The sequence below is a fragment of the Pseudomonas peradeniyensis genome (assembly GCF_014268935.2).
Taxonomy (GTDB): domain Bacteria; phylum Pseudomonadota; class Gammaproteobacteria; order Pseudomonadales; family Pseudomonadaceae; genus Aquipseudomonas; species Aquipseudomonas peradeniyensis.
This window is the reverse complement of the sequence record NZ_JABWRJ020000001.1, coordinates 1,878,091-1,901,057: the sequence shown is the minus strand read 5'-3', so window position 1 is coordinate 1,901,057 and position 22,967 is coordinate 1,878,091. Positions and strand designations below refer to the sequence as shown.

The 22,967-nt window shown below is 66.1% G+C and carries 18 protein-coding genes; 12 read left to right on the top strand and 6 right to left on the bottom strand.

Annotation, left to right across the window (positions count from 1 at the left end):
* Positions 1 to 84 precede the first annotated feature (84 nt).
* Both HU751_RS08235 and edd read right to left on the bottom strand, forming a co-directional pair.
* The gene (locus tag HU751_RS08235) at positions 85 to 1,041 is read right to left on the bottom strand and encodes a glucokinase (RefSeq protein WP_186734101.1); all 957 of its coding nucleotides are present in this window, start codon (positions 1,039 to 1,041) and stop codon (positions 85 to 87) included.
* A complete protein-coding gene (gene edd / locus HU751_RS08230) occupies positions 1,038 to 2,864 on the bottom strand; it encodes a phosphogluconate dehydratase (RefSeq protein ID WP_186734102.1) in 1,827 nt (608 codons plus the stop codon). Before edd ends, HU751_RS08235 begins: the two co-directional genes overlap by 4 nt.
* A gap of 266 nt (positions 2,865 to 3,130) precedes the next feature.
* Between edd and gap the strand changes: the two genes are divergently transcribed.
* From gap to HU751_RS08200, 6 genes are all read left to right on the top strand, one after another.
* A complete protein-coding gene (gene gap / locus HU751_RS08225) occupies positions 3,131 to 4,132 on the top strand; it encodes a type I glyceraldehyde-3-phosphate dehydrogenase (RefSeq protein WP_050704137.1) in 1,002 nt (333 codons plus the stop codon).
* Positions 4,133 to 4,387: 255 nt separating this feature from the next.
* A complete protein-coding gene (locus HU751_RS08220; RefSeq protein ID WP_186713872.1) occupies positions 4,388 to 4,900 on the top strand; it encodes a sigma-70 family RNA polymerase sigma factor in 513 nt (170 codons plus the stop codon).
* Between the two features lie 92 nt (positions 4,901 to 4,992).
* Entirely contained in the window at positions 4,993 to 5,961 is a 969-nt protein-coding gene (locus HU751_RS08215; RefSeq protein ID WP_186734103.1) for a FecR family protein, read from the top strand.
* A gap of 125 nt (positions 5,962 to 6,086) precedes the next feature.
* Positions 6,087 to 8,693, top strand: coding sequence for a TonB-dependent receptor (locus HU751_RS08210; protein ID WP_186734104.1), 2,607 nt, complete (start codon positions 6,087 to 6,089; stop codon positions 8,691 to 8,693).
* Between the two features lie 148 nt (positions 8,694 to 8,841).
* Entirely contained in the window at positions 8,842 to 9,447 is a 606-nt protein-coding gene (locus tag HU751_RS08205) for a biliverdin-producing heme oxygenase (protein ID WP_062360424.1), read from the top strand.
* Between the two features lie 49 nt (positions 9,448 to 9,496).
* Positions 9,497 to 9,910 (top strand): YbaN family protein, encoded by a 414-nt coding sequence (locus HU751_RS08200; protein WP_186734105.1) that lies wholly within the window; start codon positions 9,497 to 9,499, stop codon positions 9,908 to 9,910.
* Positions 9,911 to 9,964: 54 nt separating this feature from the next.
* On the opposite strand, the gene arcD (HU751_RS08195) is transcribed toward HU751_RS08200, so the two are convergent.
* Positions 9,965 to 11,392: an arginine-ornithine antiporter gene (arcD, locus tag HU751_RS08195; RefSeq protein ID WP_186734106.1), complete on the bottom strand. Its 1,428-nt coding sequence runs from the start codon at positions 11,390 to 11,392 to the stop codon at positions 9,965 to 9,967.
* Between the two features lie 425 nt (positions 11,393 to 11,817).
* Between arcD (HU751_RS08195) and arcD (HU751_RS08190) the strand changes: the two genes are divergently transcribed.
* From arcD (HU751_RS08190) to HU751_RS08180, 3 genes are all read left to right on the top strand, one after another.
* Complete coding sequence (gene arcD / locus HU751_RS08190; protein ID WP_110738303.1) at positions 11,818 to 13,245, top strand: arginine-ornithine antiporter; 1,428 nt, start codon at positions 11,818 to 11,820, stop codon at positions 13,243 to 13,245.
* A 33-nt stretch (positions 13,246 to 13,278) separates the two neighbouring features.
* Entirely contained in the window at positions 13,279 to 14,532 is a 1,254-nt protein-coding gene (gene arcA, locus HU751_RS08185) for an arginine deiminase (RefSeq protein ID WP_186713869.1), read from the top strand.
* A 69-nt stretch (positions 14,533 to 14,601) separates the two neighbouring features.
* Positions 14,602 to 15,612, top strand: a complete 1,011-nt coding sequence (locus HU751_RS08180; protein WP_186734107.1) for an ornithine carbamoyltransferase — start codon at positions 14,602 to 14,604, stop codon at positions 15,610 to 15,612.
* Positions 15,613 to 15,665: 53 nt separating this feature from the next.
* Here HU751_RS08180 and HU751_RS08175 read toward each other — a convergent pair whose 3' ends face one another.
* Positions 15,666 to 18,071, bottom strand: coding sequence for a glucose/quinate/shikimate family membrane-bound PQQ-dependent dehydrogenase (locus HU751_RS08175; RefSeq protein WP_186734389.1), 2,406 nt, complete (start codon positions 18,069 to 18,071; stop codon positions 15,666 to 15,668).
* A gap of 228 nt (positions 18,072 to 18,299) precedes the next feature.
* Positions 18,300 to 18,893 (bottom strand): TetR/AcrR family transcriptional regulator, encoded by a 594-nt coding sequence (locus tag HU751_RS08170; protein WP_186734388.1) that lies wholly within the window; start codon positions 18,891 to 18,893, stop codon positions 18,300 to 18,302.
* A 104-nt stretch (positions 18,894 to 18,997) separates the two neighbouring features.
* Between HU751_RS08170 and HU751_RS08165 the strand changes: the two genes are divergently transcribed.
* The gene (locus HU751_RS08165; RefSeq protein WP_186734387.1) at positions 18,998 to 20,365 is read left to right on the top strand and encodes an MATE family efflux transporter; all 1,368 of its coding nucleotides are present in this window, start codon (positions 18,998 to 19,000) and stop codon (positions 20,363 to 20,365) included.
* Here the strand turns inward: HU751_RS08165 and HU751_RS08160 are convergent.
* Positions 20,356 to 20,685 carry a cupin domain-containing protein gene (locus HU751_RS08160; RefSeq protein WP_186734386.1) on the bottom strand — a complete coding sequence of 110 codons (330 nt, stop codon included), beginning with the start codon at positions 20,683 to 20,685 and terminating at the stop codon, positions 20,356 to 20,358. The two genes, HU751_RS08165 and HU751_RS08160, sit on opposite strands and share 10 nt — an antisense overlap.
* A gap of 75 nt (positions 20,686 to 20,760) precedes the next feature.
* Between HU751_RS08160 and HU751_RS08155 the strand changes: the two genes are divergently transcribed.
* Together HU751_RS08155 and HU751_RS08150 are read left to right on the top strand one after the other, a co-directional pair.
* Positions 20,761 to 21,660 (top strand): LysR family transcriptional regulator, encoded by a 900-nt coding sequence (locus HU751_RS08155; RefSeq protein ID WP_186734385.1) that lies wholly within the window; start codon positions 20,761 to 20,763, stop codon positions 21,658 to 21,660.
* Between the two features lie 107 nt (positions 21,661 to 21,767).
* Complete coding sequence (locus HU751_RS08150; protein ID WP_186734384.1) at positions 21,768 to 22,964, top strand: MFS transporter; 1,197 nt, start codon at positions 21,768 to 21,770, stop codon at positions 22,962 to 22,964.
* Positions 22,965 to 22,967 lie beyond the last annotated feature (3 nt).

The following is a 22,967-nucleotide window of genomic DNA, read 5'->3' as shown; positions in this document are numbered from 1 at the left end:
CGGGGCCCTGTGGGAGCGGGTTTACCCGCGAATGCGTCGGTGAAGCAACTACAGTATTCGCGGGTAAACCCGCTCCCACAGGAATCAGTGCTCCAGTGACTGCTGCAAGGCCACCCCGGCCCCCAGCAACCCGGAAAACTCCGCCGTCACCAGCCATACCGGCACCCCGGCGAAATAACCACTCATGCAGCCCTTGTCGGCGAAACTCGCGGCGAATCCGCTGCCCAGGAACAACTCGGCGAAACGCGGAACCACCCCGCCGACAATGTAGACCCCACCCCGGGCGCCCAGGGTGAGCACGTTGTTGCCCGCCACCCGCCCGAGGAAGCGGCAGAACTGCTCGATCACCGCCAGTGCCCGGGGCTCGCCGGCCAGGGCCGCGTCGGTGATCTGCGCCGGGGTCTTGTGCGTCGGCGTGGCGCCGTCGAGCGCGCAGATCGCCTGGTACAAGCGCACCAGCCCACCGCCACTGAGCACCGTCTCGGCGCTGACATGGCCGATCTGCCGGTGAATCTCCTGATGGATCGCCGCCTCGCGGGCATTGCCCACCGGCAGGTCGACATGCCCGCCCTCCCCCGGCAGCGCCAGCCAGTGCTCACCCAGGCGCAGCAGGCTGCCCACGCCCAGGCCGGTGCCGGGGCCGATCACCAGTGCCGGGCGCGACGGGTCGGCGAGGCCTGCGCAGACCTCGCGGAACTCACCGTCGCGCAGCCGGGTCATGCCCAGGGCCATGGCGGAAAAATCGTTGATCAGCAACAGACGCTCGACCTGCAGTGTCTGGCAGAACGCGCTGCGGCTCAGGCGCCAGTGGTTGTTGGTGAAGCGGAATTCGTCGCCGTCCACGGGACCGGCCACCGCCAGGCACACCGCCGCCAGGCCGCCACGGGCGATGCCCTGGTCGGCGAGGTAGGCCTCGATGGCCTGCTCGGGGCTGGTGTAGTCGGCGGTGGCCAGCACCTGGACCGCCTGCAGCCCGTTGTCGCGCCACAAAGCGAAACGTGCGTTTGTGCCACCGATGTCGCCGACCAGCAAGGCCTTCATTTGAGGTTCTCCAGGGCCAAGGTGAAGGCGCTCGCGCCCTGTTCGGCGGAACTGAACGCCACGCGCATGAAGCCGAACAGCTCGCGCCCACAGCCCAGGTCATTGCCCGTGGGCGGCTCGGGCAGTTCACGGCTGGCCAGTTCCTCGGCCGAGACCATGATCCGCAGCGTACCTTCGGCACCATCGACGCGCACGATATCACCATCGCGCACCCGCGCCAGCGGACCGCCGTCGAAAGCCTCCGGGCACACGTGAATGGCCGCCGGGATCTTGCCCGAGGCGCCGGACATGCGCCCGTCGGTAACCAGCGCTACCTTGAAGCCGCGGTCCTGCAGTACGCCGAGGAACGGTGTCAGTTTGTGCAGCTCGGGCATGCCGTTGCAACGCGGGCCCTGGAAGCGCACCACGGCGACGAAGTCGCGCTCCAGTTCGCCGGCCTTGAACGCATCGGCCAGCGCCTGCTGGTCGTGGAACACCCGGGCAGGCGCCTCGACCACGCGATGCTCCGGCGCCACCGCCGACACCTTCATCACGCCGCGTCCGAGGTTGCCCTCCATGACCCGCAGGCCGCCCTCGGCGGAGAACGGCCGCGCCACCGGGCGCAGGATGCTTTCGTCGAGGCTGTCCTTCGGCCCTTCGCGCCACACCAGTTGGCCATCCTCGAGGAACGGCTCCTGGGTATAACGGCGCAGGCCATGCCCGGCCACGGTGTTGACGTCCTCGTGCAGCAGGCCCGCATCGAGCAGCTCGCGAATGAGGAACGCCATGCCGCCGGAGGCCTGGAAGTGGTTGATGTCGGCCTTGCCGTTGGGATAGACGTGGGACAGCGTCGGCACCACCTCGGACAGGTCGGCCATGTCCTGCCAGGTCAGCTGGATGCCGGCGGCCTGGGCGATGGCCGGGATGTGCAGGGTGTGGTTGGTCGAGCCGCCGGTGGCGTGCAGGGCGACGATCGAGTTGACCAGCGCCTTTTCATCGACGATCTCGCCGATGGGCATGAAGTTGCCGCTGGCCTTGGTCATGCGCGTGACCTGGCGCGCGGCTTCGGCGGTGAGGGCGTCGCGCAGTGGCGTGTACGGATTGACGAACGAGGCGCCCGGCAGGTGCAGCCCCATCACCTCCATCACCAGCTGGTTGGTGTTGGCGGTGCCGTAGAAGGTGCAGGTGCCCGGGCCGTGGTAGCTCTTCATTTCCGATTCGAGCAGTTGCTCGCGGGTGGCCTTGCCCTCGGCGTAGCGCTGGCGCACATCGGCCTTCTCCTTGTTGGAGATGCCCGAGACCATCGGCCCGCCCGGCACGAAAATGGTCGGCAGATGACCGAAGCGCAGCGCGCCCATCATCAGGCCGGGAACGATCTTGTCGCAGATGCCCAGCATCAACGCGGCGTCGAACATGTTGTGCGACAGGGCAATGGCGGTGGACATGGCGATCACTTCGCGGCTGGCGATGGCCAGCTCCATGCCCGGCTCGCCCTGGGTGACGCCATCGCACATGGCCGGCACGCCGCCGGCGAACTGGCCGACCGAGCCGACTTCGCGCAGGGCCTGCTTGATCTGCTCGGGGAAGTGCTGGTACGGCTGGTGCGCCGAGAGCATGTCGTTGTAAGCCGAGACGATGGCCACGTTGGCGGCGTTCATCAGGCGCAGGGTCTGCTTGTCCTCGCCACCACAGCCGGCCACGCCATGGGCGAAGTTGGCGCACTGCAGGCTGGCGCGCATGGGTCCGTCACTGGCCGCCCCACGGATCAGCTCAAGGTAGCATTCACGGGTACGGCGGCTGCGGGCGATCAGCCGTTCGGTGACCTCAAGGATGCGCGGATGCATGTACTGGACTCCAGGCTAACTGTGGGGCGGCCTCCACTGGCCATTTCCCCTCCAAACGATTGCGACCTAGGCTCTTGAAAAAGGTGCCTGGACCGTTCGAAATGGGGCTGACCCGACCACTCGTTGTATGTTTAAACAAAATACTGCCAGCAAAAAGGCTTGTTTTCTATCTCTCGGTGAATAATCTTGTAATTCCAACAACAAAACCGTTTCAGTGAAGCTGCTCTTTGTGCCACAGGCTTCACCCGACTGCCAGAGGTAACGCCATGACCCTACGCATCGCCATCAACGGATTCGGCCGCATCGGACGCAACGTCCTGCGCGCACTGTACACGCAGGGCTACCGCCAGGACCTGCAGGTCGTCGCCATCAACGACCTGGGCGACAGCGCGATGAACGCCCACCTGCTCAAGTACGACAGCGTCCACGGCATTTTCGACGCCAGCGTCGAGGCCGACCACGAAAGCCTCACCGTCAATGGCGACCGCATCGCCGTCAGCGCCATCCGCAACCCCGCCGAACTGCCCTGGAAGACCCTGGCCATCGACGTGGTGTTCGAGTGCACCGGGCTGTTCACCGAACGCGCCAAGGCCGCCGCGCACCTGACGGCCGGCGCCGCCAAGGTGATTGTCAGCGCGCCGGCCAAGGGCGCCGACGCCACCGTGGTGTACGGGGTCAACCACGATGTGCTGCGCGCCTCGCACCAGATCATCTCCAACGCCTCGTGCACCACCAACTGCCTGGCGCCGATCGCCCAGGTGCTGCACCGCGAGTTCGGCATCGAGCAAGGCCTGATGACCACCATCCACGCCTACACCAACGATCAGGTGCTCACCGACGTCTACCACGGCGACCCGTACCGTGCCCGCTCGGCCACCCAGTCGATGATCCCGAGCAAGACCGGCGCCGCCGAAGCCGTGGGCCTGGTGCTGCCGGAACTGGCTGGCAAGCTCACCGGTATGGCCGTGCGGGTGCCGGTGATCAACGTGTCGCTGGTCGACCTCACGGTCAACCTCAAGCGCGAGGCCAGCGCCGACGAGGTCAACCAGCTGTTCCTCGAGGCCAGCCGCCACTCGCGGGTGCTGGGCTACAACGCCCTGCCGCTGGTGTCGTGCGATTTCAACCACAACCCGCTGTCGTCGATCTTCGACGCCAACCACACCCGCGCCAACGGGCGCATGCTCAAGGTGCTGGCCTGGTACGACAACGAATGGGGCTTCTCCAACCGCATGCTGGACAACTGCCTGGCGTTGTTCAACGCCAGGTGACGTTTTGCACGGTTCCCTGTAGGAGCGGCCTTGCCGAGGCGTCGGACCGGCCGGAAAAGGCTGCATAGCAGCCCCAGCTCTTTTTGCATCGACGCTGAAATCCTGGGGCCGCTTCGCGCCCCTTTCGCGGCACAAGGCCGCTCCTACAGAGACCGCGTTAACCGCAATATTTACCTGTTCGTGACATTTCCGCGCTTGACCTCGAGCATGGATGATAAGCATTATCATTCACCCGAAAAGCGACCAGGTTTCCCCGTGAGTCAGTCCCGGTTCAACTCAGTGTTCCTCACCCAGCGCCTCTCCCTGCTGCGCACCTTGCAGCGCATGGTGGGCAACCCCAGCACCGCCGAGGACCTGCTGCAGGAAACCTACCTGCGGGTCACCCGCGCCCTGGGCGAGCGGCCGATCGAGCACCTCGAACCCTTCGTCTTCCAGACCGCCCGCAACCTGGCCCTGGACCACCTGCGGGCACGTCGGGTGCAGGCGCGCACGCTGGTGGACGATGTGCCCGAACAGGTCCTGCACAATGTCGCCGCGCCCTCGGCCAGCAGCGAGGACGCCGCCCACGCCGAGCAGCTGCTCAAGCACCTGAGCGTCAGCCTCGGCCAGCTCAGCGAACGCCAGCAGCGCATCTTCATCCTCAGCCGCCTGCACGGCGCCAGCTACCTGGAAATCGCCGACCAGCTGAAGGTCTCGGCCAGCACGGTGCAGAAAGAGCTGAAACTGATCATGGCCATCTGCATGGGCGTGGCCGATCGTCACCAGTGATGCGACCGCTCGCCGCTGCCTCGCGCAAAGCCCTTGCCACGGGCCGGGTCTGCACTGATCATGCGCAAAAAAGCCCCAAGCAAGGATCCCCCGTGACCGACCGCCCCACACCTCGCCCGTCACCCGCCGAGCCTGATGCCCGCGCCCGTGCCCGTGCCCGCGAGGAGGCGCTCGACTGGTTGATCCGCCTGCAGTGCGCCAGCGAGGAGGATACCCTCGCCTTCGAGCACTGGCTGGGGGCCGAGCCGGAAAACGCCGAGGCCTATGTCGAAGCCGAAGCACTGTGGAACGGCGCCTCGCTGCGCCAGGCCGCCAGTCAGCTGCAGCACAACCGCAAGCGCTCGCTCGCCGGGCGCCTGCGCAGCCACTGGAAACCGCTGGCCACAGCCGCCGTGCTGCTGGTCGGGCTGTTCACCTTCGGCAACCTGCCGGTGCGCCTGCAGGCCGACCATCTGACCGTGGTCGGCGAACGCCAGCGCCTGGAACTGGACCCAGGCGCCAAGGTGCTGCTCAACACCAATTCGGCCTTCGCCAGCGACGAGCGCGAAGGCCGCAAGGTCGCCCGCCTGCTGCAGGGCGAGGCGTACTTCCAGGTATCCAACACCAACCAGCCGCCCCTGGAAGTCCAGGCCGGCCCGTTACGCGCCAGCGTGCGCGACACCGACTTCGCCGTACGCTACCTCGATGGCGAGGCCCAGGTACGGGTTCAGCGCGGCGATGTCGACCTGCAGGCCACGAGCGACCAGCGCATCCGCCTGAGCGCCGGCGACAGCATCAGCGTCGGCCCCAAGGGCTTCGGCCAGCGCCAGCGCCCCGACATGAGCAAGGACCTGGCCTGGATCGAGGGCCGCCTGGTGTTCGAGAACTGCCCGCTGAGCCAGGTGCTCGCGGAAGTCCGCCGCTACTACCCGGGCTTTATCATCAACCGCAACGCTCACCTGGAGCAGGTCGCGGTCACCGGCAACTACCGCCTCGACCAGCCGCTGGAAACCCTGCGCGCCCTCGCCCATATCACCTCGGCGCAACTGCACGAGTACCCTGCCGTGGTGATTCTCAACTGACCCGGCAAGTTTTTTTACGCGATCACCCTGGCTCGCCCGTCTCGTTATAGCCAATACGATTGATTCTCGTTCGAAAACGAGAACAAGCACCGCCTATAACTCACGCGCGACAGGGAGCGCTTTCGATGCCCACAGGTCAGACCCGCCCGTCCACTTCTTCCCGCCGTCGCGGGCAATTGTCCCTGCTGACCCTGGCCCTGCTCGCCAGCGGCGCCTGCAGCCTGCCGGCGCTGGCCGTGGAACCGGCCCAGGCCAGCAGCCCGCGCATGGGCGACTACCGTTTCGCCATCGCCCAGCAGCCGCTGGTCGAGGCCATCAACGCCTTCAGCAAGGTGACCGGTTGGCAGGTCGGTTTCAGCGCCGAGCTCGCCGATGGCGTAGCCTCGCCAGGCGTGCAGGGCTCGCTGGCCCCGGAGGCGGCGCTGCAGCGCCTGCTGCGTGGCACCGGCCTTAGCTTCCGCAAGATCGGCAACGGCAACGTGGTGCTCGAACGCCAGTCGGCCGGCAACGCCATCGCCCTGCAACAGGTGACCGTCAGCGCCACCCGCAGCGCCCAGGATGTCAGCCAGGTGCCGAGCACCGTCAGCGTGCAGACCCGTGAGCAACTGGACCGGCAGAACGTCAACGACATCAAGCAACTGGTACGCTACGAACCTGGTGTGTCGGTGTCCGGCACAGGCCAGCGCAGCGGTCTGAACGGCTACAACATTCGCGGTATCGATGGCGACCGGGTGCTGACCCAAGTGGACGGTGTGTCGATCCCGGACAGCTTCTTCAACGGCCCCTACGCCCAGACCCAGCGCAACTATGTCGATCCCGAGATCGTCAAGCGCGTGGAGATCCTGCGTGGCCCGGCCTCCGTGCTGTACGGCAGCAACGCCATCGGCGGCGCGGTGAGCTACTACACCCTTGACCCCGAAGACATCATCAAGCCAGGCAAGGATGTCGGTGCACGCCTGAAGACCGGCTACAGCTCCGCCGACGAAAGCTGGCTGACCTCGGCCACCGTCGCGGGCCGCCAGGGTGACTTCGACGGCCTGCTGCACCTGAGCCAGCGCAATGGCCATGAGACCGAGTCCTATGGCGGGCACGGCGGCGTCGGCATCAACCGGACCAAAGCCAACCCTGAAGACGTTCGCACCACCAACGTGCTGGCCAAGCTGGGCTGGAACTACGCCGACGACGCGCGCCTCGGGCTGACCTACGAGCACTACAAGGATGATCGCGACCAGAACATCCTCAGCGCAGTGGGCGGACCGTTCAACGGTGGCTCGCCCATGGGCATGTACCGCAGCCGCACCGGCAACGATACCGTCACCCGCGAGCGTTTCGGCATCAATCATGAATTCGGTCTGGATTCGCTGGTCGCCGACCACGTCAAGTGGAGCCTGAACTACCAGATCGCCAAGACCGACCAGGCAACCTCGGAAATCTACTTCCCGTTCAGCCGCACGGTGCTGCGCGAACGCGACACCACCTACAAGGACCGCCAATGGGTGCTTGATGCCCAGCTGGACAAGGCGTTTCGCATCGGTGAAACCGACCACCTGCTCACCTACGGCACCACGCTCAAACACGAAAAGATCACCGGCCTGCGCACCGGCAAGGGCACCTGCCTGGTGGTGGGCGGCGCCTGCCGATTCATCGGCCAGATCAGCCCGGCCGACACCCCGGCACCGGTCAGCGATTTCCCGGATCCGACCGTCAACACCTACAGCCTGTTCGCCCAGGACGAGATCCGCTGGAACAACTGGACCTTCCTGCCAGGCGCTCGCTACGACTACACCCGCATCGATCCGAAGATGACCGCCGAATACCTGCGCGGCGTGCAGAGCACCAGCCCCACCGGGCAAAGCCGTCTGAACGACGACGACAAGAAATGGCACCGCGTATCGCCCAAGCTGGGCGTGACCTATGCCTTCAACGACAACTACACCTGGTACGGGCAGTACGCCGAAGGTTTCCGCACACCGAGCGCCAAGGCGATCTGGGGCCGCTTCGAAAACCTCGCCGGCGGCTATGTGGTCGAGCCCAACCCGGGGCTGGAGCCTGAGAAGAGCAAGAGCTACGAAACCGGCCTGCGTGGTAACTTCGACGCCGGCAACTTCGATGTCGCGGTGTTCTACAACAAGTACCGCGACTTCATCAACGAAGAGGCCGTGCAGTCGACCAACCTGGGGACCTCGTTCCAGGCCAACAACATCAAGCACGCCACCATCAAGGGCGCCGAAGTCAAGGGCCGCCTCAACCTGGATCGCTTCGGCGCGCCTGAAGGCCTGTACACCGTCGGCTCCATCGCCTACGCCTACGGGCGCAACGACGACACCGGGCAACCGCTGAACAGCGTCAACCCGCTGACCGGCGTGTTTGGCCTGGGCTACGAGCAGGTCGACTATGGCACCCAGCTCAGCTGGACCGTGGTCAAGCGCAAGAACCGCGTGGACGACACCAAGTTCTTCGCCCCCGACGGTTCCAGCTCGAACTTCCGCACGCCCGGCTACGGTGTGCTGGACCTGACCGGCTTCTACCGGATCACCGACGACCTGACCGTCAACGGCGGCATCTACAACCTGGCCGACAAGAAGTACTGGCAGTGGGATGACGTGCGCAAGTACGCCATGGTCGGTGACGAGAACCGTGTGGGCGAAGCTGCCGTGACCCAGCCGGCCAACCTCGACCGCCTGACCGCGCCGGGGCGCAACTTCGCTATCAACCTGGTATGGGATATCTAATCGGCTGAAAAGGGCGGCGCCGGCAATGCAGGTGCCGCCCGTTTCAAATCATGAGAATGATTTCACTTCGCAGGTGAGGTTTTTTTACTGTCCTGCGTCTTCTCTTTCGTCTTGTCACTAGACAGCCCCATTTTCCAAGGATGCCCCCATGACCGCCCCTTCCACCGAACGCGCCGCCCTGCGCTCCCAGCGCCTGAACCAGGTCACCCACGCCCCGCACACCGAGCTGGATGCCCTGGTCAAGTCGCACAAGCCGTTCGACAGCCGTGAAAGCTTCGCCCGCTTCGTGGTTGCCCAGTACCTGTTCCAGTCCGAGCTGCAGGCGCTGTATACCGACCCGCAACTGATCGCCATCGTGCCCGACCTCGCCGCGCGCTGCCGCGCCGAACAGGCCCGCCTGGACCTGGCCGACCTCGACACCGAAGTACCCGCGCCCTTCGCCGGCGCCCTGGGCAAGCCAAGCCTGGGCGAGGCACTGGGCTGGATCTTCGTCTCCGAAGGCTCCAAACTGGGTGCCGCGTTCCTGATCAAGCGCGCCGTGGCCCTGGAGCTGTCCGAGACCTTCGGTGCCCGTCACCTGGGCGAGCCGGCCGGTGGCCGTGCCGAAGGCTGGAAGCAGTTCACCCGCATCCTCGACAGCCTGGACCTATCGCCCGAGGAAGACGCCGCCGCCGAGCGTGGCGCGGTCGCCGCCTTCGAGCGCTTCACCGAGCTGCTCAAGCATGCCTACGCCGCCGATGCAGCGCTGGCCTGACACGCTTTACCCGGCCGCCTGCGGGCGGCCACACCGTTGCAGTGAGACCATGACCCGAATCGCCCGCTCGAAACTGTCCCGCCTGCTCTACGCGATCCTGGCCTATGTCAGCCTGGGCATTGGCCTGGTGGCCATCGTCATTCCCGGGCTGCCCACCACCGAATTCATCCTCCTCGCTGCCTGGGCCGCGACTCGCAGCTCGCCGCGCCTGTCCGCCTGGCTGGAGAACCACCGGCTGTTCGGCCCGATCCTCTACAACTGGCGCAACGGCAAGGTGATCCAGCGCCGCGCCAAGGTCAGCGCGACCATCAGCATGCTGCTGTGCGCCGGCCTGATGCTGACCTTCCTCGAACACCACTGGCCGGTGTTCCTCGCCATCACCGGCATGGCCCTGGGCAACCTGTGGATCTGGTCGCGCCCGGAACGTCCGACGCCAGCAGGCGCCGTCGAACTGCAAGGCTGATTCATTTGCGCCAGGGCGCCAAATGACACCGACGTTGAGTCGGTGCCTGCAAGGTCAAAGGCTCAACAACCCAGAATACAGGGCATACGCCGCCAGCCCCGCCCCCACCAGCACCGCCGCGAAGATCAATTTCTCCCACGCAGTGAACAGCACCTGCCCCTGCTCGTGCTTGGCGCGGGCGAACAGGATCACCCCGGGCGCATACAGCAGCGCCGACAACAGCACGTACTTGAGCCCTCCGGCATACAGCAGCCAGACCGCGTACAACAGCGCGATCGCCGCCACCAGCAGGTCCTTGCGCCGCAGCCCCGCCTGCCCCTGGTAACCTTCACCGCGGCAGGCCAGCAGCACGGCATAGGCCGTCGACCAGAAGTACGGCACCAGGATCATCGATGACGCCAGGTAGATCAGGCTGGTGTAGGTCCCCGCCGAGAACAGGGTGATCAGCAGGAAGCCCTGGATCATCACATTGGTCAGCCACAGAGCGTTGGCCGGCACCTGGTTGGCGTTCTCCCGCGCCAGGAAGCGCGGCATGGTCTTGTCCCGGGCGGTGGCGTAGAGGATCTCGGCGCACAGCAGCGCCCACGACAGCAGAGCGCCCAGCAGCGACACCGCCAGGCCGATGCTGATCAACAGCGCCCCCCAGGGCCCGACGATGTGCTCCAGCACCGAGGCCAGCGAAGGGTTCTGCAAGCCGGCCAGCTCCGGCTGGGTCATCACCCCCAGCGACAGCACGTTGACCAGTACCAACAGCGCCAGCACGCCGAGAAAGCCAACCACGGTGGCCTTGCCCACATCCGAGCGATGCAGCGCCCGCCCCGAATAGACACTCGCGCCCTCGATGCCGATGAACACGAACACCGTCACCAGCATCATGTTGCGCACCTGCTCCAGCACGCTGCCGAACTGCGGATTGCTCAGGCCCCAGATATCACGGGTGAAGATGTCGGCGCGAAAGGCGAAGGCGGCGATGACGATGAACATCAGCAGCGGCACGACCTTGGCCACGGTGGTCACCTGGTTGATGAAGGCCGCCTCCTTGATGCCGCGCAGCACCAGGAAATGCACCGCCCACAGCAGCAGCGAGGCGCAACCGATGGCCACCGGCGTGTTGCCTTCGCCGAACACAGGAAAGTAGAAACCAAGGGTACTGAACAGCAATACGAAGTAGCCGACGTTGCCCAGCCAGGCACTGATCCAGTAGCCCCAGGCCGAGGAGAACCCCATGTAGTCGCCGAACCCGGCCTTGGCGTAGGCATACACCCCGGAGTCCAGCTCCGGCTTGCGGTTGGCCAGGGTCTGGAACACGAAGGCCAGCGCCAGCATCCCCACCGCGGTGATGCCCCAGCCGATCAGCACCGCCCCGACATCGGCGCGGGCGGCCATGTTCTGCGGCAACGAGAAGATCCCGCCACCGATCATCGACCCGACCACCAGCGCGATCAGCGCACCTAGGCGCAGTTTCTGTCCCGGTTCGCTCATAGGACTCCTCGTGCGCGGGCGCGCGTGAACGTATTGGCCGACATTATTGTTACAAGTTTTTTATCAAATAAAGCCATTAAACCTATAGCACTCATAACCATGCTGTCTATACCGAAACCTTAATAAAAACCACATTAGTCGACTACTTTGCGGATCGTCTAAACCCGTCGCTATTTGCTGTGAAAAATTTGCGAAAACCGCAAAACGGACTAACTTCTCAGTTCGCAGGCGAAACGGAGCGTTTGCTCTAGAAGGGCATGGAGGTGCCAGCGCACAAGGCCTGCGTCAGAGCTGTCGGCATCCTCCAGGAGGCGCGTGAAGGATTTTTCTGATCTTCATGCGGGCATGAACTGATCTAAGTCAGCGAATGATCCAGGCGTCAGATTTATTCTGAGGTCAACTTTCTCCTGGTACGGAGTCGTTAAATGTCTGATTCTCCCGGAAAACTAAAACTAGGTGCACTTGTAGCACTTGTCGTCGGCTCGATGATCGGTGGCGGGATCTTCTCGTTACCCCAGAACATGGCCGCCAGCGCCGGCGTCGGCGCCGTGCTGATCGGCTGGGCCATCACCGCAGTGGGCATGCTCACCCTCGCCTTCGTCTTCCAGACCCTGGCCAACCGCAAGCCCGATCTTGACGGCGGGGTGTACGCCTACGCCAAGGCCGGCTTCGGCGACTACATGGGCTTTTCCTCGGCCTGGGGCTACTGGATCAGTGCCTGGCTGGGCAACGTCGGCTACTTCGTGCTGCTGTTCAGCACCTTGGGGTATTTCTTCCCGGTGTTCGGTGAAGGCAACACCCCGGCGGCGGTGATCGGTGCTTCGATCCTGCTGTGGGCCGTGCACTTCCTGGTGCTGCGCGGCATCAAGGAAGCCGCCTTCATCAACCTGGTCACCACCGTGGCCAAGGTCGTGCCGCTGGCGCTGTTCGCGCTGATCTGCCTGTTCGCCTTCAAGCTCGACGTATTCACCGCGGACATCTGGGCTGTCGGCACGCCGGAGCTGGGCAGCGTGATGAACCAGGTGCGCAACATGATGCTGGTCACCGTGTGGGTGTTCATCGGCATCGAGGGCGCGAGCATCTTCTCTTCCCGTGCGGAAAAACGCTCCGACGTCGGCAAGGCCACGGTCATCGGCTTCGTCACCGTGCTGCTGTTCCTGGTGCTGGTCAACGTGCTGTCGCTGGGCGTGATGACCCAGCCGGAGCTGGCCAAGCTGCAGAACCCGTCGATGGCCGCGGTGCTTGAACACGTGGTCGGCCACTGGGGCGCGGTGCTGATCAGCGTCGGCCTGATCATCTCGCTGCTGGGCGCCCTGCTGTCGTGGGTGCTGCTGTGCGCCGAGATCATGTTCGCCGCCGCCAAGGACCACACCATGCCGGAGTTCCTGCGCCGCGAGAACGCCAACCATGTGCCGGCCAACGCCCTGTGGCTGACCAACGCCATGGTGCAGATCTTCCTGGTCATCACCCTGTTCTCCAACAGCACCTACCTGTCGCTGATCTACCTCGCCACCTCGATGATCCTGGTGCCTTACCTGTGGTCGGCGGCCTATGCCTTCCTGCTGGCCTGGCGCAACGAGACCTACGAACAGGCCCTGGCCGAACGCAAGAAAGACCTGATCATCGGCGGCATCGCCCTGCTCTACGCGATCTGGCTGCTGTACGCCGGCGGCGTGAAATACCTGCTGCTCTCGGCCCTGCTCTACGCCCCTGGCGCGATCCTGTTCGCCAAGGCCAAGCGCGAGGTCGGCCAACCGATCTTCACCAGCGTGGAAAAACTGATCTTCGCCGCCGTGGTCGCGGGCGCCCTGGTGGCGGCCTACGGCCTGTACGACGGCTTCCTGACTCTCTGAACCCCACGTCTTCGCTTTACAGGAGGATTCACCATGTCCACTGAGAAACAGAAATACGGCGTCCATTCCGAAGCCGGCAAACTGCGCAAAGTGATGGTCTGCAGCCCGGGCCTGGCGCACAAGCGCCTGACCCCGAGCAACTGCGACGAACTGCTGTTCGACGACGTGATCTGGGTCGACCAGGCCAAGCGCGACCACTTCGACTTCGTCACCAAGATGCGCGAGCGCGGCGTCGATGTGCTGGAGATGCACAACCTGCTGACCGACATCGTCCAGCAGCCCGACGCGCTGAAGTGGATTCTCGACCGCAAGATCACCTCCGACACCGTCGGCGTCGGCCTCACCAATGAAGTGCGCAGCTGGCTCGAAGGTCTCGAGCCACGCCACCTGGCCGAATTCCTGATCGGCGGCGTGGCCGGCCAGGACCTGCCGGAAAGCGAAGGCGCCAGCGTGGTCAAGATGTACAACGACTACCTGGGCCACTCCAGCTTCATCCTGCCGCCGCTGCCCAACACCCAGTTCACCCGCGACACCACCTGCTGGATCTACGGCGGCGTGACGCTCAACCCGATGTACTGGCCGGCGCGACGCCAGGAAACCCTGCTGACCACCGCCATCTACAAGTTCCACAAGGAGTTCACCAACGCCGACTTCCAGGTCTGGTACGGCGACCCGGACAAGGACCACGGCAACGCCACCCTCGAAGGCGGCGACGTGATGCCGATCGGCAAGGGCGTCGTGCTCATCGGCATGGGCGAGCGCACCTCGCGCCAGGCCATCGGCCAACTGGCACAGAACCTGTTCGCCAAGGGCGCGGTGGAGAAAGTCATCGTCGCCGGCCTGCCGAAATCTCGCGCCGCGATGCACCTGGACACCGTGTTCAGCTTCTGCGACCGCGACCTGGTCACGGTCTTCCCGGAAGTGGTCAAGGAAATTGTGCCGTTCATCATCCGACCGGACGAAAGCAAGCCGTATGGCATGGACGTGCGCCGCGAGAACAAATCGTTCATCGAAGTGGTCGGCGAGCACCTGGGGGTCAAGCTGCGCGTGGTCGAGACCGGCGGCAACAGCTTCGCCGCCGAGCGCGAACAGTGGGATGACGGCAACAACGTGGTGGCCGTGGAGCCCGGCGTGGTCATCGGCTATGACCGCAACACCTACACCAACACCCTGCTGCGCAAGGCCGGGATCGAGGTCATCACCATCAGCGCCGGCGAACTGGGCCGGGGCCGCGGCGGCGGCCACTGCATGACCTGCCCGATCGTGCGCGACCCTATCGACTACTAACGCCCATCGAACCCGGCCGCGCCCACGAGGCGGCGGCCGGACACCTCACCGAATCCAAGGAGAACCGTCATGGCGTTCAACATCCACAATCGCAACCTGCTCAGCCTCGAACATCACAGCACCCGCGAGCTGCGCTACCTGCTGGACCTGTCCCGCGATCTCAAGCGCGCCAAGTACACCGGTACCGAGCAGCAGCACCTGAAGGGCAACAACATCGCCCTGATCTTCGAGAAGACCTCGACCCGCACCCGCTGCGCCTTCGAAGTCGCCGCCTACGACCAGGGCGCCAACGTCACCTACATCGACCCCAACTCCTCGCAGATCGGCCACAAGGAGAGCATGAAGGACACCGCCCGCGTGCTCGGGCGCATGTACGACGCCATCGAGTACCGTGGCTTCAAGCAGGAGATCGTCGAGGAACTGGCCAAGTTCGCCGGTGTACCGGTGTTCAACGGCCTGACCGACGAATACCACCCGACCCAGATGATCGCCGACGTGCTGACCATGCGTGAGCACAGCGACAAGCCGCTGCACGACATCAGCTACGCCTACCTGGGTGACGCCCGCAACAACATGGGCAACTCGCTGCTGCTGATCGGCGCCAAGCTCGGCATGGACGTGCGCATCGCCGCGCCCAAGGCCCTGTGGCCCCATGATGACCTGGTCGAGCGCTGCCATAAATACGCCGAGGAAAGCGGCGCGCGCATCACCCTGACCGAAGACCCGAAAGCCGCGGTCAAGGGCGTCGACTTCGTGCATACCGACGTCTGGGTATCAATGGGCGAGCCGATCGAAGCCTGGGGCGAACGCATCAAACTGCTCAAGCCCTACCAGGTGAACAAGGAGCTGATGATAGCCACCGGCAATCCACGCACCAAGTTCATGCACTGCCTGCCGGCGTTCCACAACTCCGAGACCAAGGTCGGCAAGCAGATCGCCGAGCAGTATCCGGACCTGGCCAACGGCATCGAAGTGACCGATGACGTGTTCGAGTCGCCGGCGTGCATCGCCTTCGAGCAGGCGGAAAACCGCATGCACACGATCAAGGCGATCCTGGTGTCGACCCTGGCTGACCTCTGACAGCGGCCTTGACTCTGTGGGAGCCGGCTTGCCGGCGATACAGGCGACGTGATTTACGGCAGGGCGTACGCCATCACGTAGTCGCCACGATCGGTAGACTGGCGTGCGCCGCCAGCGGTGACCACCACGTACTGCTTGCCGGTTTTCGGCGATACATAGGTCATCGGGCCGCCCTGGCTGCCGACCGGCAGGCGGGCCTTCCAGATCTCGTTGCCGTTGCCGCTGTCGTAGGCGCGCAGGTAGAAGTCCTGGGTACCGGCGATGAATACCAGGCCGCCTTGGGTGGACAGGGTGCCGCCCAGGGTCGGCAGGCCAATCTTGATCGGCAGGTGCATGCGGATGCCCAAGGGGCCGGTGTCCTCGACGGTGCCGACCGGCACCTGCCAGGCGACCTGCCGGGTATTCATGTCGATGGCGGTGAGGGTGCCGAACGGCGGCGCCTGGCACGGAATACCGGCCACCGACAGGAAGCGGTTCTTGTTCACCGCGTACGGCGTGCCCTTGAGCGGCACCGCGCCCATGCCGGTGTTCAGTGCTTCGCCACCACCTGCGGCGGCGCCTTTGTTCTGCGACGGGATCATCTGGATCCACAGGCCCAGGCGCATGTCGTTGACGAAGATGAAGCCATGCACCGGGTCGGTGGAGAGGCTGCCCCAGTTCATGCCGCCCAGCGAGCCCGGGAAGCTCAGCGACAGGTCGGTGCCTGGCGCGGTGTACAGGCCGTCGTAGCGCATCTTCTTGAAGTCGATGCGGCACAGCAGTTGGTCATACGGGGTAGCGCCCCACATGTCCGATTCGGTCAGGGTCTGCGCGCCGATCTGCGGCATGCCCACCGACTTCGGCTGGGTCGGCGAGTACGGCTCGTTGGGTATGTTGCCCGGCTTGACCGGTACTTCGTCGACCTGGGTCAGCGGCTTGCCGGTGGCGCGGTCGAGCACGTAGATCTGCCCGGCCTTGGTGCCGATCACCAGCGCGGGTACGGTGTTGCCGTCATCCTTTTTGAAGTCGATCAGGCTCGGCTGCATCGGCAGGTCGAAGTCCCAGAGGTCGTTGTGCACGGTCTGGTACACCCACTTTTCATTGCCCGTGGTGGCGTCCAGCGCCAGCACCGAAGCGCCGTAGGTGTGATCCAGCTCGCTGCGTTCGACGCCGTAGATGTCGGTGGACGAGGAGCCCATCGGCAGGAACAGGGTGTTCATCGCCGGGTCGTACGACATTGGCGCCCAGCTGTTGGGGGTGCTGCGTACGTAGGTCCGGTCGTCTTGCGGGGCGTCGCGGTCCTGCGGGTTGCCCGGGTCGAAAGCCCAGCGCTGGGCACCGGTGATCACATCGAAGCCACGGATCACGCCGCCGGGCATGTCGGTCTGGACGTTGTCGGCGACGCGGCCGCCGACCACCACGGTGGTGCCGGCCATCAGCGGCGCCGAGGACAGCTGGTAGTAAGAGTCCGGCACGTTACCCAGGCCAGCCTTGAGGTCGACCTGGCCGTTGTCGCCGAAGCCTTCGCAGAACGCGCCGGTGTCGGCATCGACCGCGATCAGGCGGGCATCGATGGTATTGGTCAGCAGGCGGCGTTGGCAGTTGGCGCCAGCTGGCACGCTGGCCACACTGACCGGTGTGCTGTCGGGTTGGGATGGCTGGGCGATCGGCGCGCTGGCGTCGAAATAGGCCATGCCACGGCAACGCTGCCAGACCTTGGACTGGGCGTTGATGGCGTTCTTCCACAGTTCCTTGCCGGTGTCGGCGTCGAGGGCGATCAGGTTGTTGTGCGGGGTGCAGATGAACACCTTGTCGCCTACCTGCAGCGGGGTGAGCTGGTCTTCGGCGCCGTTGCCGTCGCTGAGGGCGACGTCACCGGTGTGGTAGGTCCAGGCCACCTTGAGCTGCTCGACGTTGCCTCGGTTGATCTGGTCCAGCGCGGCGAAGCGGCTGCCGCCCTCGGTGTTGCCGTAATGGGCCCAGTCTTTCTGTTGCTGGCCCGGCTCCACCGGGGTCAGGCCCGGGCCCTTGCCAGTGGGGGCGACGCTGGGATGGGCGACGAACATGTTGCCGGCGGCGATCACCAGCGCCACGCCCAGCAGGCCGGCGACGCCATAGGCGCCACGCGCAGGGCGCCGGACCAGTTGCGGATACAGCAGCGCCACCACCAGGCCGATGGCGGCGAACATGAACAGCCGCGAGAACAGCGGCCAGAACACCAGCCCGGTGTCGGCCACGGCCCAGATCGCGGTGCCGGCGAGGAACAGCGCGTACAGCCAGGCGCCTGCCGGCTTGCGACGGGCGATGAGCAGGCCGGCGAAGGCCATGGCCAGGCCGCCGACCAGGAAGTACCAGGAACCGCCCAGGCCGGCCAGCTTGACGCCGCCGGCGGCCAGGAGCAGGCCGAGCAGGGCGATGACGACGCCCAGGCCGACCAGGATGAAGGTTGAGGCGCCGCAGGCGCGGGGTGAGTCTTTCATGCCAGGGATCTCGCAGGTGGAATGCGGGAAGTTTAAGCCCTTAGCAAGCTAATTAACAAGTTAGTACATTTTGATTCGTGGCCGATTGTCGCAGTTAGAGCAGGCGATTAACCGTCCACGTGGGAGCGGGCTTGCCCCGCGATGAGGCCAGTCGCTACAACCAGGTTGGCTGGGGGGACGCCATCGCGGGGCAAGCCCGCTCCCACGCAGCCGCGCGCCATAATGGACTCAGGCCTGCAACCCCTCCATCAAACAGCGCAGCGCCCCCTTCACCCGTTCCGCCGCCGCCTGCGGATCGTCCTGGGCGATCACCCACATGCCGCTGTCGCCCATCGCGCCGTTGATCAGGTGCGCCATGGCCACGGCGTCGAAGGCGCGCAGCCTGCCGGCCTGCTGCAACTCCACCAGCCCCTGGGCCATGGGCCCGATGTAGCTGGCTTCCTCCAGCTCGCGCAGGCGCGGGCCGAGTACCCCGGGGGCGTCCTGCAGCAGGATGCGCCGCAGGGCCGGCTCGTGCAGCAGGTCGTAGTAGTACAGGCAGGTGTCGATATAACCCTCCCACGGGTCGTCGTGGGTGGCGTAGCGGGCGTCGATTGCCTGGTTGATCTCCTCGAGCAGGTGCTCCACCACCGCGATGAACAACCCGGCCTTGCCGCCGAAATGGTGGTGCAGGGCGCCGCGGGTGAGGTCGGCTTCGGCACACAGTTCGTCCATCACCACGGCGGCAAAGCCCTTTTCGGCGAACTGGCGGCGGGCGACGGCGATCAGCCGTTCGGTGGTGTCCGCGCTCATGGCGGCGCGGCTGCGGCGAGGGGTGGGCATGGAGGGCTCCGGGTAAAAAAGCGATGGCTGCAAATTAGCATACGTTGCGTATGTCAATAAATGGCATTAGCATACGCGGCGTATGTCAATTGGAGGTTACTACCGTGACTGCCCTCGTTTCACCCAAGAATATTGCCTGGCTGGGCGAGCTGCCCGGCCTGTTGCGCCTGGCGCTGCCGCTGGTGCTGGGCCTGTCGGCGGCCGAGCTGATCAGCCTGACCGATACCGTGCTGCTGGCCTCGCTGGGCACCGTGGTGCTGGCCTGTGTCGCGCTGACCAGCAGCGCCGGGTTAATCTTCCATGCCGGGCTGTACGGCATGCTCGCTACCCTGAGCGTGCGCGTCGGCCATGCCTACGGCGCCGATGACCCTGGCACCGTGGCGCGCACGCTGCGCGCCGGGCTGGGTTATGGCCTGTTGGTGGGCATTCTCGGCTGCCTGGCGATGCTGGCCTGTCTGCCCTTGGTGCAATGGCTGGGCGTGCCGCTGCCCGATGTGGCGCTGCTGACGCCGTACTGGCAGGCGATGGCGGTGTTCCTGATCCCGTACTGCCTGGCGGTGGTGTTCAAGGATGTGCTGGAAGCCATCGGCCGGCCCTGGGTGGGCGTGCTGCTGGTGATGAGCGCGGTGCTGTTCAACATTCCGCTGAGCTACGGGCTGATCCACGGCCATTTCGGCCTGCCGGCGCTGGGCCTGCTGGGCGCGGGCGTCGCCGGGGTGATCGCCGAATCGCTGGCGGTGCTGCTGGCCCTGGCCTACTGGCGCCTGGCGCCTTCGCTGGCGCGTTACCGTCAGGCGCCACAGGGGCCGCGACTGAGCTGGCGCACGCTGCTGGGCGAGGGCTGGCCACTGGGCCTGGGGTATCTCGCCGAGGCCGGTGCGGTGGTGATCGCCGCCTGGATGCTCGGCTGGCTGGGCAATGCGGCCCTGGCGGCCAACCAGGTGGTGCAGTCGATCGGCGCGCTGCTGTACATGCTGCCGCTGGGCATGGCTGCGGCGGTGAGCATCCGCATCAGCCAGGCCCAGGGGCGCGGCGAGACGGCGCGCATCCGTGCCATCGGTAGCGCCACCTTCGCCAGCGTCACCGCCTGGATGCTGGTGGCCACCGTGCTGCTGGCGCTGTTCGGACGCTCCATCGCCGAAGCCATGAGCGACGATCCGCAGGTGATCGCCATCGCCGTGCCGATGTTCGTGGTGGTCGCGGCCATGCAGGTGGCAGACGGTCTGCAGTCCACCGCGCTGGGCGCCTTGCGCGGCCTGCAGGACTATCGCTGGCCGGTGGGCGTGACCATGGTCAGCTACTGGTTGCTGGCGCTGCCGCTGAGCTACTGGCTGGCCTTCCACTCCTCGCTGGGCGCGGTAGGTGTGTGGGTTGGCTTCGCCTGCGGCCTGGCCGTGGCGGCGGTGATGCTGCCGTGGCGGTTCTATCGGTTGCAGGCGATGCCCGCCACGGCGGCCTTGGCTCAGCCCTGATAGAACACCGCCAGCCACACCGTGGCCACGCCGGTCTCGGTCCATTCCACGCGGTGGCGGCAACCGGGCGGGATGTCCAGATGGTCGCCGGGGCGCAGCACGCGGGTGTGTGGCTCGTGCTCCAGGCGCAGCCCGGCGCTGCCGCTGAGCACGACCACCCATTCGCCCTCGGCCTGGTCGTACCAGAACCCCGGCGGGCTGGCCTGGCCGCTGGAGACGATACGCTCGATGCGCAGGCCCGGCCGCCGCAGCAGGTCGGTGAACTGCTCGTCGGCGTCGGGCGCGAGCGGGGGCAAGGCGGTGAACAGGTTGTCGGGCATGGGCGTCTCGCGCGTGGTTGATTCCAGCCGGTGATTGTAGGAAGGTTTCGGCCTTTGCCCCATGGAAGATTGACGATGGACAAGCTGCTGGCGCTCAAGGTGTTCATGGCCACCGCCGAGGCCGGCGGCTTTTCCGCCGCCGCGCGCAGGCTCGGGGTGGCGACCTCCTCGGTGACCCGCCAGGTCGACGCCCTGGAACTCGAGCTGGGGGCCAGCCTGCTCAACCGCTCGACCCGCCAGGTCAGCCTGACCGAAGCCGGCGCCAGCTACTACCAGCGGGCCCGCGAGATCCTCGAGGCCCTGGCCGAGGCCGACGCCAGCGTCGCCGACCGCGGCGAGGAGCCGGTCGGGGTGTTGCGCCTGTGCCTGCCGGTGGAGTTCGGTCGCCGGGTGATCGCCCCGCACCTGGGCGCGTTCCTTGCCCGCCACCCGGCACTGGAGCTGGACATCGACCTGAGCGACCGCTTCGACGACCTGCTCGATGGCCGCTACGACCTGAGCATCCGCCTCGGCGAGCCGGCGCCCAGCGATGACCTGGTGTGTCGCCCGCTGGGGCGTTTCGAGCGCTGGTTGGTGGCCAGCCCGGCGTACCTGCACCAGCAGCCGCCGCTGAGCGAACCGCAGCAACTGGCCGCGTGCGCCTGCCTGCGCTTTCGCTACGGCCAGTCGGCGCGGCCCTGGCGGTTGAGCCGGGGCGAGCAGCGCCTGGAACTGGACGTCAACGGCCCGTTGCGCAGCGCCAACGCCGACCTGTTGCGCGAGGCAGCCATTGCCGGCAGCGGCGTGGCGCTGCTGGCCGACTGGCTGGTGCGCGAGGATGTCGAGGCCGGGCGCCTGCAGCGGCTGTTCGCCGACTGGACGGTGAGCCCGGGGGCGGCCAGCGCCAGCATCAACGCCTTGTACCTGCCCAACCACCGTGGCTCGCGCCGGGTCATGGCGTTCGTCGCCTTCTGCGAGGGGTTGCTAACCGGCTGAGGCGTTGCGCGCCACGCAAAGGCCCGTTGCGCGGGCGATGGATTCTCGTCGGGGCGGTTGTCCGTCACCCTTCGCGCACATCCTTTCGCAAGCCGAGGTACCCTCGAATGAATTCCTCCCTCGCCGTTGCCCAGGCATCGGCCCCGGGCCTGAGCCGGGCCCTGGTGACGCTGCTGGCGTTCTGCTGCGGCGCCATCGTCGCCAACATCTACTACGCCCAGCCCATCGTCGGCCTGATCGCGCCGGACCTGGGGCTGTCCACCGAGCGCGCCAGCCTGATCGTGTCCCTGACCCAGATCGGCTACGCCCTGGGTTTGTTGTTCCTGGTGCCGCTGGCCGACCTGCTGGAGAACCGCCGGCTGATGATCGCCACGGCGGTGCTGGCCACCGGCAGCCTGTTGCTCGCCGGCACCAGTGGCCACGGGCAGGGCGAGATGTTCCTGCTGTATGCGCTGCTGATCGGCTTCAGCTCGGTGGCGGTGCAGATGCTGATACCACTGGCGGCGCACCTGGCGCCGGAGCGTGAGCGTGGCCGGGTGGTCGGCAACATCATGGGCGGGTTGCTGCTGGGTATCCTGCTGGCGCGGCCGCTGGCGAGCCTGGTGGCGGATCACTTCGGCTGGCGCGCGGTGTTTGTTGGTGCCGCCGGGGTCATGGTGGCGATCATCCTGCTGCTGGCGCTGACCTTGCCGCGCCGGGTGCCGGAGCACAAGGCCAGCTATGCCGGGCTGATGGCCTCGTTGCTGGTGCTGTTGCACCGCCATCCGGTGTTGCGCCAGCGGGCGCTGTACCAGGCGCTGATGTTCGCCGCGTTCAGCCTGTACTGGACGGCGGTGCCGCTGGCGCTGGCCGGCGAGCACGGCCTGTCGCAGAGCCAGATCGCGCTGTTCGCCCTGGTCGGGGCGGTGGGCGCGGTGGCGGCGCCGCTGGCCGGGCGGTTGGCCGATGCCGGCCATGCGCGACGCGCTTCGCTGCTGGCGATGGCCCTGGCGCCGCTGGCGTTGCTGCTGGGCCTGAGCGCGCCCGGTGCCAGCGTCATCGGCCTGGGGTTGACCGGGGTGCTGCTGGATTTCGCCGTGCAGATGAACATGGTCATCGGCCAGCGTGAGGTGTACGCGTTGGACCCGGCCAGCCGTGGCCGGCTGAATGCCTTGTACATGACCAGCATCTTCCTCGGTGGGGCGCTGGGTTCGGCGCTGGCCAGCGGGGTGTATGCGCAGTACGGCTGGAGTGGCGTGGCGTTGCTGGGCGCGGGACTGCCGGCGCTGGCGCTGATGGTGTTCCTGAGCGTTCCCCGGCGTTGATCC